Annotated in this window: 10 protein-coding genes; 7 read left to right on the top strand and 3 right to left on the bottom strand. The window is 35.4% G+C overall.

Annotation, left to right across the window (positions count from 1 at the left end; translation table 11 throughout):
• The 5 genes from H8S00_RS00765 (at position 1) to H8S00_RS00745 (ending at position 14,257) form a co-directional block, all read left to right on the top strand.
• A complete protein-coding gene (locus tag H8S00_RS00765) occupies positions 1–1,296 on the top strand; it encodes a chloride channel protein (protein WP_243053044.1) in 1,296 nt (431 codons plus the stop codon).
• Positions 1,297–1,548: 252 nt separating this feature from the next.
• Positions 1,549–8,889, top strand: coding sequence for a discoidin domain-containing protein (locus H8S00_RS00760; protein WP_118589181.1), 7,341 nt, complete (start codon positions 1,549–1,551; stop codon positions 8,887–8,889).
• A 20-nt stretch (positions 8,890–8,909) separates the two neighbouring features.
• The gene (locus H8S00_RS00755; RefSeq protein WP_021953638.1) at positions 8,910–9,098 is read left to right on the top strand and encodes a hypothetical protein; all 189 of its coding nucleotides are present in this window, start codon (positions 8,910–8,912) and stop codon (positions 9,096–9,098) included.
• 36 nt (positions 9,099–9,134) lie between these two features.
• Complete coding sequence (locus H8S00_RS00750) at positions 9,135–11,909, top strand: cellulase family glycosylhydrolase (RefSeq protein ID WP_021953639.1); 2,775 nt, start codon at positions 9,135–9,137, stop codon at positions 11,907–11,909.
• Positions 11,910–11,932: 23 nt separating this feature from the next.
• Complete coding sequence (locus tag H8S00_RS00745; RefSeq protein ID WP_118589180.1) at positions 11,933–14,257, top strand: cellulase family glycosylhydrolase; 2,325 nt, start codon at positions 11,933–11,935, stop codon at positions 14,255–14,257.
• A 136-nt stretch (positions 14,258–14,393) separates the two neighbouring features.
• Here H8S00_RS00745 and H8S00_RS00740 read toward each other — a convergent pair whose 3' ends face one another.
• Together H8S00_RS00740 and H8S00_RS00735 are read right to left on the bottom strand one after the other, a co-directional pair.
• A complete protein-coding gene (locus tag H8S00_RS00740; protein WP_021953641.1) occupies positions 14,394–15,023 on the bottom strand; it encodes an HAD family hydrolase in 630 nt (209 codons plus the stop codon).
• 13 nt (positions 15,024–15,036) lie between these two features.
• The gene (locus H8S00_RS00735; protein WP_021953642.1) at positions 15,037–16,092 is read right to left on the bottom strand and encodes an iron-containing alcohol dehydrogenase family protein; all 1,056 of its coding nucleotides are present in this window, start codon (positions 16,090–16,092) and stop codon (positions 15,037–15,039) included.
• Between the two features lie 192 nt (positions 16,093–16,284).
• Here H8S00_RS00735 and H8S00_RS00730 point away from each other — a divergent pair, with 192 nt between their 5' ends.
• Both H8S00_RS00730 and H8S00_RS00725 read left to right on the top strand, forming a co-directional pair.
• Entirely contained in the window at positions 16,285–16,842 is a 558-nt protein-coding gene (locus tag H8S00_RS00730) for a hypothetical protein (protein ID WP_021953643.1), read from the top strand.
• 13 nt (positions 16,843–16,855) lie between these two features.
• Positions 16,856–17,440, top strand: coding sequence for a GNAT family N-acetyltransferase (locus H8S00_RS00725; RefSeq protein WP_118589179.1), 585 nt, complete (start codon positions 16,856–16,858; stop codon positions 17,438–17,440).
• Here the strand turns inward: H8S00_RS00725 and H8S00_RS00720 are convergent, their stop codons facing one another.
• On the bottom strand, positions 17,441–17,920 hold the full coding sequence (locus H8S00_RS00720) for a DUF1653 domain-containing protein (RefSeq protein WP_118589178.1): 480 nt from the start codon (positions 17,918–17,920) through the stop codon (positions 17,441–17,443).
• Between the last annotated feature and the right edge of the window lie 159 nt (positions 17,921–18,079).

Below are 18,079 nucleotides of genomic sequence, written 5' to 3'. Positions count from 1 at the left end.
ATGCATATAGATAGCAAAAATATGACAAGGGAAGAACGAAATAAGGCAGTAGTTCATTATTATGAAGGCAGGATGAAAAAGGATATTACTACTTTTTTCAAATGGATAATTCTTGCCATACTTACAGGAGTTATAGTAGGTGGAGCAAGTAGCGTGTTTGCAGGTTGCATAAAAGGAGCAATAAAGTTTAGAACCGGCAGCCCATGGGTATTTCTGTTTCTTCCCATTGCCGGACTGATTATTGTTTTTATGTATCAGATGTTAGACAAGGATGATAGGGGAACAAATCAGGTCTTATCCACCATCAGGTCTAAAGATGATGTCCCCATTAAATCAGCTCCCTTGATTTTTGTGGCAACCCTGCTAACCCACTTAACAGGAGGTTCGGCAGGTAGAGAGGGTGCGGCAATACAGTTTGGTGGAAGCATAGGCAATCAGCTTGGGAGAATAGTGAAGCTAGATGAATTTGACCAGCATGTTATGGTAATGTGTGGAATGAGTGCCGCGTTTTCAGCGGTGTTTGGAACTCCCATGGCAGCGGCAGTTTTTGCCATGGAAGTAGTAAGTGTTGGAGTTATGTATTATGCCGCATTGCTGCCCTGTGTTATAGCATCAATAATAGCAGCAGAGTTTGCAGCAGGATTAGGAATTCATCCGGAAGTTTTTAATGTTACCAATATTCCTGAAATCACCATTGAAAACGGATTAAAAATGGGCGTTATTGCTGCAGGGTGCGGAGCAGTAAGCATACTGTTTTGTATTGCACTAAAAATAGCCTCCAAAATTTATACAAAATGCCTTAAGAATCCATATATTCGTGTTTTTGTGGCAGGATGTGTTGTAATTGTGATAACGCTCTTCCTAAATACGAGTGATTACATGGGAGCAGGAAGTGAGTTAATTGCCCGTGCTATAAACGGTAGGGCACGACCTCTTGATTTTGTGTGGAAAATGGTTTTGACTGCAATAACCATGAGGGCAGGATTCCGTGGAGGCGAAATAGTTCCGGGATTTTGTATAGGTGCAACCTTTGGATGTGTATGTGGACAAATCATAGGATTTCCACCGGAATTAGCTGCAGCGGCAGGAATGGTGGCGGTGTTTTGTGGAATTACCAACTGTCCTGTTACATCAATGCTCATTTCCTTTGAATTATTTGGATTTGAGGGGGTATCATATTATTTAATTGCCATATCAATAAGCTATGCCCTGTCAGGATACTATGGTTTATATAAAGATCAGACAATAGTTTATTCTAAATACAAGGCAAAGTATGTAAATAAAAGAATAAGATAGTAAAGATAAAAGGACAGTATTTCCCCAAAATAGGAAGGCTGTCCTTTTATAGTGTATCTTTCAACACACAGATAAAAATACAGATATCGTTGCGTTATTATGCACAATTATAAAAAAAGGACACTGATAATGAAAAATTGATACTGATAATGAAAAATTGATACTTTCATCAAAGTGATTTTGGAAAATAAATGCAGTATAATATATTATGTGCAAAAGGGATTTTTATTAAATATTTTGGAGGAGAAAAAAGTGAAGAAGTTACTAAGAAAAGTGCTTGCGACGGTTCTTGCCGTAAGTATGACGATGACAAGTATTTCAGTGACGAATATCAATGTTAAAGCCGCGGCATCTGCTACGGCAACCAATGCAGATGTCACCATGGAGGATAATACTAAGAAGGCATTTGGCGGCAAAGACGGAGACTTATATAATTATATTAAATATGGCGTCAATACAAGTTCTGATGATGGTGTTGAGGATGGAAGGGATGCATCTAAAGCTGTTGATGGAAGCACAGATACAAGATGGGCTAACTCGAACCATACAAACGGACACTGGATTCAAATCGACTTAAAGCAAAGTTATTCCGTGTCTAAAATTGGGATTAGCTGGGAAGTAGCAAGTTCCATTGACTACAAAATAGAAATTTCAAATGATGGAAGAAGTTACAAGGAAGTTTCAAGGGTTAAAATAAGTGATTATACAGACCCTAAAAACAGGGTGGATACTGTAGCATTAAGTAATGCAGTGTCTGCAAGATACGTAAAAATAACAGATGTTGGTGATTCTTATTTGGCAGATTCAGGCAACAACAGACGTTATGGTGTATCTATATGGGAAATAGGCATATTTGGAAGTGAGGCTAAAGCATCGGTAGAAAGTACCATTAGTGACACCGGAGTCTTTACAAAAAAGACAAATAATACAGGAGAGGCTTTTTCAGACATTTTAAATGACCAGTATTATAACTATGTGAGAAATAACGGAGTATCTGCCACAGCCAGTGGAGAGGAGAATAGCAGTACTCCTATAAGTGGGGCTATTGATAATGATGCAAATACAAGATGGTATAATCCAAGTGGTGATGACACATACTATACTGTGGACTTAGGGGCAACATACAGTGTGGAGAAGGTATATTTAAGCTGGGAGCAGGCCAATGCCACTGTATATAATATTTATAAATCAGAAAATGGAACAGATTACAGCCTTATTACCACAGTTTACAACAGTGAAGCCTATGATTCGGATTCATATGCAAGGGTGGATAAAATAGAATTTAGTGCAGTTAATGCAAGATATATAAAAATACAAGCTGTACAGCGTACCTACAAAAAAAGTGGTTACAACGGAGGACAGTATAACGGAATTTCCCTTTATGAGGTAGGTATTTACGGAAATGAGCAGGAAAAATCTTATAGTAAGAAAGCTTTTGAAGAATTTTCTGTTGGAAATAAAGAAACTGTTGGTAATAAAATAGAGGCAGAGAATACAGACAGTAGAGCTGATGGAGTAAAAGATGATGATAATTCCTCAGCCAGTGGAAGCAAAAATATAGGAGGACTGTCAGACGGAAAATGGGTTCAGTATAACATTAATTTTGACAGAATGACATCCAGAATATATTTAAGATATAGTGGTAATGAAAATTCAGCAGGAAAAATAGATGTTTATGTTGACAACAGCACAATGTCAGGAACACCTGTTGCAACTATAAATGTAAGTTCCACAGGAAGTTGGAGCACATATACTGATATATCCGGTGAGGTTAGTATACCTGCGGGAAATCACAAAATATATTTGAAATTCACTACAGACACAGGAAAGAATTATGTATGTAATCTTGATTATTTCCAGTTTGAATATAAGCCGGAAAATGCAAATATAAAGCATGAGGCAGAAAAGGCTCATGCATATGTAAGAGGCACTGCCGGAAATAAGGTATCTAAAGAGTTAAGCGATAAATACTCAAATGGTGCGGCAATAGGAAAAATGAATACATATATGGAACATGACCGTTCATATTTAACTACCTATGTTAAAGCTGCAAATGCAGGATACTATAATATGAAAATAAAGTATTCCGGAACTATGACCACATCACTTCAATACAGAATAAATAATGGCAGTTGGAACACCTGTGACATAACAGATGTAGGTTCCTCATGGGATGAGGTAAAATCTGTAGATGTAAATGCTGAATTAAAACAGGGAATTAATAAAATTGATATTTCAGGAGCAGTATGGGTTTGGAAAGGCGGAGAACATGGTCGTGAGGATAACAACAATGTCTGGGACGAATGGTTAAACATAGACTGTTTTACATTGGAATATAGTGAAGATGTTAAATTGGCATTTTCAGGCGTTTTAGATACAACATTAAAAGGAAATAAAATACAGGCAGAGGCTTTTTCTAAAAGTTCAGGGGATATAACAGTAGAAGGTGAAAATGACAGTTATGTAGATGGAACAAATCTTGGAGGACTTAGAAATGGAAAATGGGCAGAATACAATGTTTTCTTTGATAGGAAGGTATCAAAGATATATTTAAGAAACAGCGTAAAAAATGATAATGGTGGAAAAGTTGAAATATATGTTGATGACAGCTCAATGTCAGGAACGCCTGTTGCTACAGTGCAAACAACGGGAACAGGTTCTGACTGGAAAAATTATGTTGATACGTCAGAAAACATTAGTATTCCATCAGGAAATCATGAAATATATTTAAAATTTGTTGCAGATGGCTCAAAGGGAGCATGTAATCTTGATTATTTCCAGTTTGAGTACGAACCGGAAACGGTTTCAGACAGTAATGATAAGCACGAAGCAGAAAATGCCCATGCTTACATTCAGGGAGATGCAGATAGCGAACATAATATACAGGAAGATAATGCGTTTTCTAATGGAAAAGCAGTAGGTGGAATGAACGCATGGCCGGATAATGGCAGGGCGTACCTTACTTCTTATGTTGACGTAAAACATGCAGGAAAGTATAAACTCACTGTTGCGTATGCATCAGGAAGTTCAAAAGATACAAACATTGATTGCAGAATTAACAGTACAGGTAATTCCAGTTGGACAAGTATTTCAGCACCTGTTACAGGTGGATGGACAACAGTTAAAACAATATCTACTGAAGTTACCTTAAATAAGGGAGTAAATGTAATTGATATTACAGGTGCTTCTAATATTCCTTATTCTGAAAGCAATTCATGGCAGCAGGCAAATGTAGACTATTTCAAGTTGGAAAGAGTTACTGATAAGGATAACCTTGCCTTTGGAAAACCGGTGGAGGCATCCGGTTCACAGCCTAATTTTGGCGCAGAAAATGCCGTAGATGAAGATGAAGACACAAGATGGGGAAGTGGTGAAATTGGTGATAAAGGATATTTCATAATTGACCTTGAAAAATTATATGAAATTGAAAAAGTCAGCATTATGTTTGAAAAAGCGTATCCTGATGATTTTCAGATTCTTGTTTCAAGAGATAAGGTGAATTGGACTGTTGCAAGAACAGTCAGAGGTTTTAAAACAACAGATACAGACAAACTTAAATATGAGTCGGATGGCGTATGTTTAGGAAAGGCAAGATATGTAAAAGTACGTTGTATAAAAATGGCATATCATGATAAAATGTCCATAAGAGATATCAGAGTTTATGGTACAGCAGTTAAGGGAGAGCTGTCAGACCTTTCAGTAGGAAAGGATGTAAAGGTAAGCAGTTCTGACAATGGAGCAACTACTTCTAATCCTAAAAATGCAGTAGACGGAAAGGATGACACAAGATGGGCAGCACCGAAGAAAGACGCTAATCCATGGTATCAGATTGATTTAGGAAAGCAGTGTGCAATAGATTCGGTAGATTTGAAATTTGAGCGTGCTTATGCAAAAAGTTTTAAAATTCAGATTTCAGATGACGGAAAAACATGGACTGATTATCGGACTGTTACAAACTGGACAGAGCCGGGAGATGCTGATGAAATTCAAAAAGATGCCTATTATGCAAACCTTGAATTAGGAAACAGCATTCATATGGATAATGTAAAAACAAGATACGTTAGATTATATACAGATGAAAAAGTAAGAGGTGGAAGCTGGGGATTATCCCTTTATGAATTTGAAGTGTGGGGAAAAGAAACAGATAAGACAGATTATTGGACTAATCAGTCTAAGAAAAATTATGGAATTTATCCCATATCAGCACTACAGGATACGGAAAAAGCCGGAATGATTGACAGCAGTCTTGTACAGGATGATGTAATAGGTACAGGGGATACATATGACGTTGTATATGAAGCAAATAAGGATTTATATTTTTATGTAAACCCGAGAGAATTGTATTATGAAGCATCAAAGCATACAATTTACTGGTCATCAGGAAATTCAGGTGATGAATTAAGAGGTGCTGAAAGTCATGATGAGGGAATAGTTTCCTATAAGGGGCAACAGCAGGCAACTGTTCAGTATAAGCTACCGGCAAACCTTGATTTTGGAGACAAAGATTATGTTGAGACACAAATAGGATGTCAGATTTTTGAAAAAGCTGATTCAGGCAAGGAAAGTCTAAAGTTTAGTTTGGTTTATAAAGTAAGAGTTTGGAAGTCGGCAATTATTATAGAAGATAAATTAAGCGAAAATGGTAGTCTTTGTGTTAAGAATCCTGAAAGTGGCTGTACATATGAGTGGCAAAAGAGTAGTGACGGAGAAACATGGACTGATGTGGCAAAGAAGAGATATGATCTTGAGATATTGGGAAACATTAAGGATGGAATAACAAATGACATTGTTCACGTTGCAGAAGATTTAGGCGGTGGTAAATACTACAGAGTAAGAAAAAGTGGCACTACACAGTGGTCACATTCTTACAAAGTACAATATTATAACAATATACAAAATGGAGATTTTGAGTATCCGGCAATGTTTTCAACAGATGAAGATGGAAAAATCTTCCCATTTAACTCAAATGGTGATGAACAGCAGTATCCTAACGGATATGAAGGTTTAATGTGGAAAACAACAGCACCGGGATGGACTAACGGGCCAAATAGTAACCGTGTAGGACATGATATTGAAATTGTAAATGGAAGAAAGTTAAAAACCTCAGGAGAAAACGAACAGGTATCCCAGTTCTCCGTAACACAGGATGAAATGTACAAAAACAATGCTCATGGAGACCAGTTTGCAGAGCTTAACTGTGAAAATGTAGGTGCATTATATCAGGATATTTTAACAACACCTAATTCACAGTGTTATTGGGATTTGGATTATGCAGGACGCTGGTGTCAGAACAGTATGTATGTTGTGGCAATGTCAGCTAAAGATGCAAAAAATTATACGACAGCTGAGCAGATTAAGGCATTAATAAGCAAAGATGACGTTAAGGCTATAGAAACCAATAAGGAGGGAACAACAGGTACAACTCTTACATTATCTGACGGAGTTACTGCAACTATGTGGAAGGTAACAAGTAAGAAAAATGCAGGAGAGTGGAACGACCATAATGGTATATACAATGCTCCATCAGGAGATAAAAACTACATTACACGTTTCTTCTTTGTCTCAGCAGGAGGTGCAAAGAGAAATGAAAGTGATACAGCAAATGAAACTGTAGGAAGTTTATTGGATAATGTAACATTTGAGCAGAGACAGTCATACACCATTGAGTATTATGTTGATGGACAAAAACAGGATAATTTAACAGTAAATGGTACTGTTAATCCTTATGACAGAGTGGCTGTACCTAGTCCGTCAGAAGTTAGTGAACTTACATTATATCAGGCAAAAATAAGTGGTGAAAATGATGCTGATTCTAAAGATTTCTATGTAGATGAAAACGACAGAAACATGACGGTGGCATATAACCACAATGTATTAAAGCTTTATTACAAAAGTGGAATTGTAGTTGCAACAGTTAAGGTAGAAGGTTTAGATACAATACCTGATGGCTACACCATAGTTGCAAAACTGAAAGATAAATCAGGTAATATTTTACAAAGTAAAACTATTAATCAAAGTGATTTTGTCAAGATAGAAAAGGCTCAGGGAGGAGAGGCAAGCGGATATTTTAAGACCGTTACTTTCGATGGAGCAAAATTAACAAATCAAAATCAATATACAGTAGAAGAGGTGATTGTAAGCAACAATTATCTTCCTTATTACTTAGAAAAAGTTAATAAAAACGGAACAGAGGAAGAGGTTGGTATAAGCCATATTAATGGGACAAATCTTGCATATACTGCTGAATTTACATATTCATCAGCTAAGGGTAATTCTGTTGAGTTTATAAATATTTATAATCCTATTAGAAAAGTTACCATAAAGAAAAATGTATCAGGGAATATGGCTGAGAAGGATAAAAACTTTAACTTTACAATAGCCATTGAAAAGGATGGAAAAGCAATAGATGCCGCAAAGCTTCCTAATACAGGACTTACAGAAACTGAAACAGGAAAGTACAGGTTTAGCTTAAAGCACTCTGAAGAAATAGAGTTATACGTATATAACAATTGTAAGGTTACAGTAACAGAGGACGATTATAGTAAAAAAGATGTTGATACTAACATATGGAGTGATGAGTATTACAAAACCTCCTGGGTTATAAATCAGGGAGACAGCACAGACGGAAGGGAAGTTACGGTAAATAAAGTAACCGGAGATACAGTTCTTTCATGCACCAATACTTATAATGATTTAGGTGATGTGGAAGTACAGGGCTTCCAAATGAATGGAAATAAAGATAAAGGAGGAGTATCTGAATATAGTCCGTCTTTCAGGGTAGTATGCAGAGTAAGCAAAAATACTATTAAAGGAAAGAAAGTTAAAAAGTTTGGTGTTGTATATGCCATTAAAGGAGAAACAGTTGGAAAGGATAGGGAACAGCTGGAAAAATTAATGACAAAAGAAGGGGCATCAGGCAATAGTAACGTAAAAGTACATGAGGAAACACCAAATGGTGTGTATGCAGATTGGAGTACAAAGGACGGTTCAGAGTTCTCTACAAAATATTGGAGTTACTATGGTTTAACTTTTAAGTGTTTAAGCTACATGTTTGACACATTAGAGGAAAAAGTTACTGTAAGGGCATATGCTGAAATGGCAGACGGAAAAATAGAATATGGAAATAATATTTATACTGTTGATATGTACGAGATAGCTAAGCATCTTTACAGCAATCAGAAAATGAGTACATTAAAGGGACACAGGTTCTTATATGATAATGTATTAAATCTGGTTGATATGCAGCATAACAGAGTCGGAATTGCTAAGGCAATGATGAAAACTCTTAATGTTACAAGTACCAGTAGCAAGTATTATAACCTGTTAAATACAGTATATAGAGACATGAATGACTTTATTTACTGTCAGAATAGTTATAAGGGTGAATACTCACAAAGAGAGGAATTTTATTCAAAAAATCTGACGGAAGAACAAAATAAGGAACTGTTAGATGCATTAAACAATGCACGAGGTACAACTTATACGGACTTAAACCAATGGATTTATAATGAAGTTGAAAAGATAGGAAATTATAAAGGATATTATAGAAAAGTCCAGTATGAGTGGAATGGTGGAATCTATATAAGAAAGTAGCGTTGAAAAGGAGAAAGCAAATGATTAAACGAAAATTATATACAACACCGGAAGTAATAGTTACAAAATTTGAAGTTAATAAAAATATGATGGTGAGCCTTACACCGGAGACAACTGCGTCTCCGGATGGCCCTGGGGACACTGAAACAAGAGATTGGTTTTCACCACCGGAAGTTACAGGAGGAAACATAGGAGACCTTTTTGACTAAAGTAACAGTGGATTTTGTATCTATAGGAGAACAGTTATGAATATATTGAAAAAGATAAGCAGTTTATTATTAAGTATTGCATTAATAATTACAGGTATTAATGTGAATACCATGACGTTAAATACGGTAAAAGCTGCTTCAACACAAAAGGAAGTTTATCCTAATTTTTTGAAAACAGAAGGAAAAGAAATTAAAAATACCAATGGTAACACAGTATATTTAAGAGGTGTTAATGCCGGAGGGTATATGCTACAGGAAATATGGCTATGTGCCACAAAAGGAGCAACAAGTGACGACACCAGTGGAAATATAAGGTGTCAACAGGACATAATCAATCAACTTACAGACCGTTTGGGAAGTGAAAGAGCAGCAGAGCTGATTAATACATATGAGGAAAATTATTGGACATCAAAGGATTTTGAAAACTGTGCAAGACTGGGAGTTAATTGTATAAGACTTCCAATATGGTATAGAAATTTAGTGGACGAAAATGGAAACTGGTACAGTAATGCTTTTGACCGTTTAGACTGGTTTATTGAAACGGCAGGACGTTATGGAATATATGTAATTATAGATATGCATGGTGCCTATGGTTCACAAAACGGAAGTCATAACTCAGGAATATATGGTGGAAGTACCAATCAGCAGAAAAGGGATAATTCAAAATTATTTTTTGGAACAGATGCAGCTACTAATCAGGCAAAATTCTATGAGATGTGGTACAAAATAGCAGACCATTATAAAAACAACCCTGTTGTTGCCGGTTATGATTTGTTAAATGAACCTATGGCAGATTATATGAGTGATTCAGGTTTAAATGAAACTAAGCAGGAAAGATTGTCGATTTTGTGGAATGTTTACGACAAGGCATATAAAAGAATAAGAACAGTTGATACAAATCATATAATAATGATGGAAGCAGTGTGGGATCCTGATACACTTCCAAACCCTACAGAAAAGGGTTGGGAAAATGTAGTTTATGAATATCATCAGTATATGTATGATGACTATGACAATGCATCAGGAACACAAATAAGTTCTATGCAAAGCAAAATCGACAGCATTAACAGTGCAGCACACAATGTGCCAAGCTATATTGGTGAGTTTAATTACATGAGCAACAACGATACATGGAATACAGGAGTTAAGCTGCTTAATGACAACAATCTGAATTGGACAATATGGAATTATAAGTGTACAAAGCAATATGGAAACTGGGGATTATACAATACTCCGGGAAACGGCTCAGATTCAGATACTAATAACTATTGGGCGGATGTTGAAAATGATTCTTATGATACTATATTAAGCAAGTGGTCAAAAGTAGGAGAAAGCACTGAAAATACAGGATTGACATCAAAAATTAAAGATTATTTTCCGGGAGTAGTAGAAAATATTGCTACATCAAAGGTAAAATCAGTTTCAGGTGTAAATGCTCAGGGAATGCTTAATTCCATTAACGTAACATGGTATCCTAAGGCTGATATGGATAGTAACCCAAAGTATAATATATACGTTGACGGTTCTACAACTCCTGCAATGACAGTTAATCAATCAGTTGTTAAAGTATCAAAGGTGACTAAGGAGGCTACGGATTATTCAAACCAATATGGAATAGTAAATGATAAAAAAGATGGTGTTAACTATAATATAGGAGGAACCCATAACGGTGCCTGGACTAAATATGACGATATTTCCTTAAGTTCACCGGCAACATCACTTTCAATAAATTATTCCTGTGCTAAAGGAAACAGCGGAATGATTTATTTATATGAGGATTCCATGGACGGAGAAATAATTGGTTCATTAAAGGTGACACCGCCGAAAACTGAAGCATCATGGTCAGACTATGTTACAGCTACAATAGATTTGTATAAGCCATTAAGTGCAGGAAAGCATACGGTATATATGAAATTTGTGAATAATACCAGTGGAAATATTGCAAATGTAAAGGATTTTACTTTTATATGTCCATCAGCAACAGCTACAATAGCTAATGTGGAAGCCGGAAAACATAGTGTGAGTATTCAGGCGTCTGTTGATGAGGCAGTTTCTAGTGAAGATATATCTAACGAAGTTGAAGTAGTAACAGAATCTTCTATTATAAAGACTGATAAAATCAGCATTAAAGGTTTCCAGATAAAAACAAATGGAAACAGATATTATAATGCAAGTGGAGAAGTTGTATTTGATGAGGAAGGTGCGGAAAAAGTAGCATTTAGAACAATATGCAGGGCACCGGCAGTAGGAGAAACAATTACCGTATCAGACAAGTCTTATAAGGTTAAAAATGTTGGAATTATATATACAATTGATCCTAACGCTACAGGCGATGAAACAAAAGATGTATTTGACAGCTCCTATTCAGTGTTGAATACAAGTCAGATATCAGGAGCAGCTCATACATATATTGGAGCTCAAGAGTACAATGGTAATAATTACACATTAGGATATCTTGCTACGGATGATGGTATTTTAAGTAATAAAGACGGATATATGGAATATGTAAGAACCGTGAGAAATAATTCATATTATGGAAGTGATAACTCACTTAATGTGATTACTAACTCTTTCCATGCAAGAGCTTTTGTAGTGGCAGAAGATGGAACCATTATATATGGAAATAATGTTGAGTCAATGTCTATACCGGAGGTAGCTTATTATTTCTATAAAAATGCAATGTCATCAAACTATAATGGACATGCATACCTGTATGATACGATTTTAAGCAGAATAAGCGGTAATAAATACTATTTATCAACAAAAGTGGATTACGGATGGAATGACAACCTTTATGATCCTGGTAAGTAGTGGACAAAGTAAGGAGGCAGATTTTGAAAAGATTAATTAAGAAAATCACTGTGTATATGCTTATAGCAGCAATGTCAATTACCGGTATTACGGTATATAAAACAAGTGATGTAAGTGCTACAACTACAAACAAAATTAAATATAAGGATTTCTTAAAAGCAAACGGTAAGGTTCTTAAGAATAATTATGGACAGGGGGATACCGTATATCTTAGGGGAACAAATGCAGGGGGATATATGTTACAGGAGTTTTGGCTTACGCCTACGGATTATACTGCTAATGTAACAGACCAGACAGATTTGATTAATACATTAACTAACAGATTTGGCAGTGATGCCGCAAAAACTCTTATTAACACATATGAAAGTAATTACTGGAAGGAATCAGATTTTGATACATGTGCAAGTCTGGGGATAAATTGTATAAGACTTCCAATTTGGTACAGGAATTTTGTTGATGAAAACAATAACTGGTACAGCAATGCTTTTGACAGGGTTGACTGGTTTGTTGAACAGGCAGGAAAAAGAGGAATCTATGTAATTATAGATATGCACGGTGCCTATGGTTCACAAAACGGAAGCGACCATTCAGGCGTGGATGGAGGAAACGATAAAAAAGGTGCTTCTGAGTTTTTCTTTGGAAGTAATGCAGCTTCTAATCAGGAGAAGTATTATCAGATGTGGGAAAAAATAGCTGAACACTATAATAGCAATCCTGTAGTGGCAGGTTATGATTTGCTAAATGAACCTTATAATGAATATCGTTATAATTCAGGATATTCAGACGATCAGTTACATTCATGGTTGTGGAATATTTATGATAATGCATATAAAAGAATTAGAGCAAAGGATCCAACCCATGTTATTATTATGGAAGCAACATGGGAACCTACAGATTTGCCAAATCCTGATACATATGGATGGGAAAATGTTATGTATGAGTATCATAATTATTTATATGATGATTATGAGAATGCAAATGGTCAGCAGATTGCCAATATGCAAAAGCGTATAAATAACATAAACAGTGCAAATTATAATGTTCCAAGTTATATGGGAGAATTTTCATACTTTAATAGTCCGTCTACATGGGAGCAGGGACTTAAGCTGTTAAACGACAGTGGTTTAAATTGGACAAACTGGACATATAAATGCGTATCCACATACGGAAACTGGGGACTGGTTAATCAGTCAGTTTCAAGTGTCAATGCAGAGAGTGATTCTTATGATACTATTTTGGCAAAATGGTCTAATGTGGGTTCAGGATATTTAAATACATCCCTTACAAACGTATTTAAGAAATACACTCCGGGAGTGATTTCAAGTTCAGAACCTGAATGTATGAATGAGGGAAGTTACTATTTAGGGTGTACAGATAATATTGTAACGGCAGTAAATAGTGGTAACAGTCCTTTATCAGCAAACAAATCATCGTACTCATCCACAGATGATGTGTTGGAAGTAATTAATAATGGTAATGGAACAATTTCCTTAAAATCAAAGGCAAACGGAAAGTATGTATGCGCAGTTATAGATGAAAATAATCAGTTGTTGGCAAGAAGTAATAATATAAGTTTGTGGGAACAGTTTGAACCTGTCCATGTAACAGGAAATCAATATGCCCTTCGTTCCATTGCAAATGGAAAATATGTAAAGGCAGATTTTGACGATTCATCAGATAAGGGACAGCTAAAGGCAGTTAGCGATAATATAGGGGGCGCATGGGAGTGCTTTAATTTCTATAGTGCAGGGGAAGTTACTACAGATGCTCCTACGGCAGCACCAACAGAAAAAGCAACAGAGAATGATACATCAGGTATAACAATTTCAGATGATGTTAAGGTGGAAGGATTCCAGATAAGTAACATTTTAGAGGGCTTAAGGACAGTTTCTTCTGTTGAGCCATCTATTAATGGAAAAAATGTTGTTGAATTTGGAAATATATATGCAGTGGATGTTGACAGTGTATCCGATGACGATATGTATGTAGGAGTGGAAAATAAATTTGTGGCAGCTGTAAATTCAACAAGTAATGGAATTACTGACCGACAGTTTTCCAAGTCAGATACAGCTACTAATTATGTTATGACAATGACAGATAATGGAAAGACAGTGCCGGCGCTTACACAGTCCTATAAAATCAGGGCATATGCAAAGTTATCTGATGGAACATATTTGTATAGTAAAGTTGCAAAATTTTCCATATTTAATGTGGCAAAGACTTTATATGATAATTCAAAAATGAATACAAACGCAGGACACGAGTATTTATATGATAATATTTTGAAGGTTGTGGACAGCAATTACAAGAAAGTTGATTATGACTGGAGCGTAATAGTTGTGAAATAATACTTGCGGTTGCAGTAGCACTGGCATTACCGTCAATGTTTAAATTAAAAAGAAAAAGAGACGATATATAAATTGTCTTAGATGAAAAAATAGTGGAATTTTATGTTTTCATAATATTCCACTATTTTTTATACATCTAACCAACTATTTGTTCCAACTCCTCAAAGGAATTAATTGTATAATCAGGTTTTTCCACTTCGCCAAAACCGTATTTTGCATATATGAAGTCAATGCCGGCTAGTTTTGAAGCATTGAAATCCCCTAATGTATCACCAATATAGGCGGCATGTTTAATGGAGTTACGTTTCATAACCAGCTTGATGTTCTCGCCCTTTGGAACCTGATTGTCACCCCAGTTCTGAAAATCAGTAAAGTATTTATTCATGTTATGGGAGGTAAGAAATGTTTGAATATATCCTGCCTGTCCATTGCTTACAATACATAATTTAAAGTTTTTAGAGAGATTACTAAGAGTTTTTTCTACATTAGGAAACAAAATACCGCCATGGTTTGTTAAGTATTCATTTTCAATTTCGCAACAATGCTGTAAAATATCCAGCTGTTTTTCCTTTGGATATTCTGAAAAAAGTTTAGCGGCAATTTCATCCATGGGCAGCCCCATAACCCCTTGCAATTCTTCAGCAGTAAGTTCACGGTTTTCTAACCCTATAAAATCTTTTATTGCAATATTCCAGGATGTGCGTATATTTTCCGTGGCATCCCAAAGGGTGCCGTCTAAATCAAATAATAAACCATCATATTTCATATATTACTCCAATCTATCCGAATACACGTTTTAAAACGTCATCTTCACATAATATTTTTTTTGCCAGTTCTCTATATTGCTCCTCGTGGAGATATGTGTGTCTGTGAGGCTTAATTTCCGGAGCCATATCAATAGCTCTCATATAGTCGTCCCTGTTTAAATTAAGTGTACTTACATAATCCCAAAATCCTGTTTTTTCAAAAATTGCATTAACACGTATATATCTGTGATTTTGAACACGACTCATAAGGTAAGTGGCAACCCCCACCTGAATACCATGTAATTGAGGATGTTCAAGCATTTTGTCAAGGGAATGGGAAATAAGATGCTCACTTCCACTAGTAGGAGTGCTGCCTCCGGCAATTTCGTTGGCAATTCCACTCATGGCAAGAGAGTCCACCAGTTCCCTTAAAAAAAGGTCATCATGTATTGTTTCAAAAGGAGTTCTTACAAAACTGTTTACTGCCTTTTTTGCAATCATAACGGCAAAATCATTCATTTCTGAATATCCCCGTTCAGCTTCAAAATTCCAGTCATACAATGCCGTAATTTTTGATACCATGTCACCAATACCTGAAAAGATAAATTTTTCAGGGGCACTTTTCAAAATTTCAGTGTCGGCAACAATACCATAAGCCATTTTGGCAGGCACCGAAGTACGACGACCATTGACTAAAAGAGAGGCACTGGCACTGGAAAAACCGTCACTGGAAGCAGATGTAGGAATACTTACATAAGGCAGTTTCCTAAGGTATGCCGCATATTTTGCAGTGTCAATAACCTTGCCACCTCCGATTCCAACAATAACCTGAGCTTTAGAATCAATGTTAAAAGCTAAGTTAATAATATCTTCTATTTTAGTTGTATCTAATTCCATATAATCAAGAACTGTTATACCATCTTTTTTTAGAGAATCCATTATTTCATTTCCAAACATGCTGATTAAACCGTTCCCAAAATACAAAACGGCATTTTTAAAACCACTGCTTTTAAGATATGAACCAAGATTTTCTAAAGTATTTTTTCCAACTTTTAGAATAGTTGGAATGGAAATATGACTACCTGCCATAATTATCACCTACCTTATTCATAATATGTCACAATTATAACAGATTATAACATATGTTGCGGAGTTAAATTGAAAAAAATGAATACAATTGTTATACTAAACAGTAAATAAATGTAGGGATGTGTAGATATGGATAAGAAATAACATCCCTTAGGGGCATAGAAAATTTAATTTTTATCAGGAGGTAACGGTATGAGAAGGATAGTAGCAATTGGGAATGTTTTATATGTATATTTAATTTTGGGAATGCTTGCCATGATATTTGGAAGTAATACACCTACAGGAATGTACCTTATGAAAAATCTGTTTTTCGATGATGTGTACATAATGATATTGGCTTTTATTATATTCGGCGCGGTGTGGCTTGCCATGAATATTGTTTTCCTGACATTGGTGGTAGTGGGAAAATTAAAATATGAGGCTTCAGTTATGGCACGAACCCACATGATTGTAAAACTAGTCCAGATTCCGGCATATATTGGAATTTTTATTATGGGATTATTATGTTTGCTAACTATTTTTACATTTGCATTTTCCATAGCACTGTTTCTTTTCGATGCTTTTAGCATAATTTTAACAGGACTATTTGCCATTGCATGTTTTAGCTGCATGAAAAATGAAGGAATGATTACCGATGGAATACAGCTTGTAATGTCTGTTTTCTCCTTTGTTTTCTGCGCAGACACAATAATATCCGTAATTGCATATATAAATACAAAAAAGCACAAAGCAGAAGCTTTAAACAACTAAAGAAGGTGAATTTATGATTAGGGTTGCAAAAAGAGAAGACGCAGAAGAGCTACTTAAAATTTATTCTTATTATGTTGAAAATACAGCTATAACCTTTGAATATGATGTCCCATCAGTTGAAGAGTTTAGTGATAGGATTTCAAATACATTAAAAAAATATCCTTATTTAGTTTTAGAGGAAGAAGGAAAAATTTTAGGTTATACATATGCCGGGGAATTTAAGTCAAGAGCGGCATATGACAGGGCTGTGGAAACTACTATTTATATGGATAAAAATCTTAAACATAGGGGAATGGGAAAAAAGCTGTATAAGGCCTTAGAACAGGCACTTGAACTGCAGAAAATTACCAATTTGTATGCCTGTATAGCATATCCTAAAGAGGAGGATGAATATCTTACAAAAAACAGTGTAGAGTATCATCAGCACTTAGGTTACAGGATGGTAGGAGAATTTTATAATTGTGGTTATAAATTCGGAAGATGGTACAATATGGTATGGATGGAAAAAATAATTGCACCTCATAAAGACCATCCCGATAAAGTGCTGAAGTTTGATGAAATAAGAAATATTTTTAAAGAAATGTATGGAATAAATTAATCATACTTCAATTTTTTCAAATCTGTATTTCTGCTTAATGTCAGGGTATTTATTGTGGTCTACTTCACTCGTAAACATATCAAAGGGGCGAGCGCATACCTTGAAAGGTGCATATAATCCCTGATAAATAACTAACCTTTCACCATTTTCCGTGTGGGCGGCAAAGGCCAGAACTTTATATAAATATTCAGAGGTATTAGAAGAAACAAGCTCACGCTTGAAATGCCTTACTATATCCCCAACTTTTATGTTATGGGTAGATAAATTATCCGGATTATTGTATACATCAGTATCAATATCCGGTTTTTTTTCTGTATCCGGCAATTCCTCATATTCCTCCTTATCCAGGGAAACAGGTGCTCCGGATTTACCGGAAATGTGTACTCCTCCATACCAGGTACCTTCAACTTCAAAAATATCGCCAACTTCATATTCCATGGAATAATCGTTGTTTTTCTTTATAATTTTAATTTTGCTCATATTAACAAATCTCCTAAACAATTATTTAACGTTAAAATACTTACATCATTATATTATATCCCCTTAAAAATGTAAAAAATAAATTTATGTTTTGGGATTAAAATAATGTAAGGATAAACATTGACGCATCAACTTTACAGTTTTATAATTTGTTTGAAA

The sequence above is a fragment of the Eubacterium segne genome (assembly GCF_014287775.1).
In the GTDB taxonomy this organism is placed as follows: domain Bacteria; phylum Bacillota; class Clostridia; order Lachnospirales; family Lachnospiraceae; genus Eubacterium_G; species Eubacterium_G segne.
Note: the sequence above shows the minus strand (reverse complement) of the source record. Positions and strands in the feature narration are given on the sequence as shown.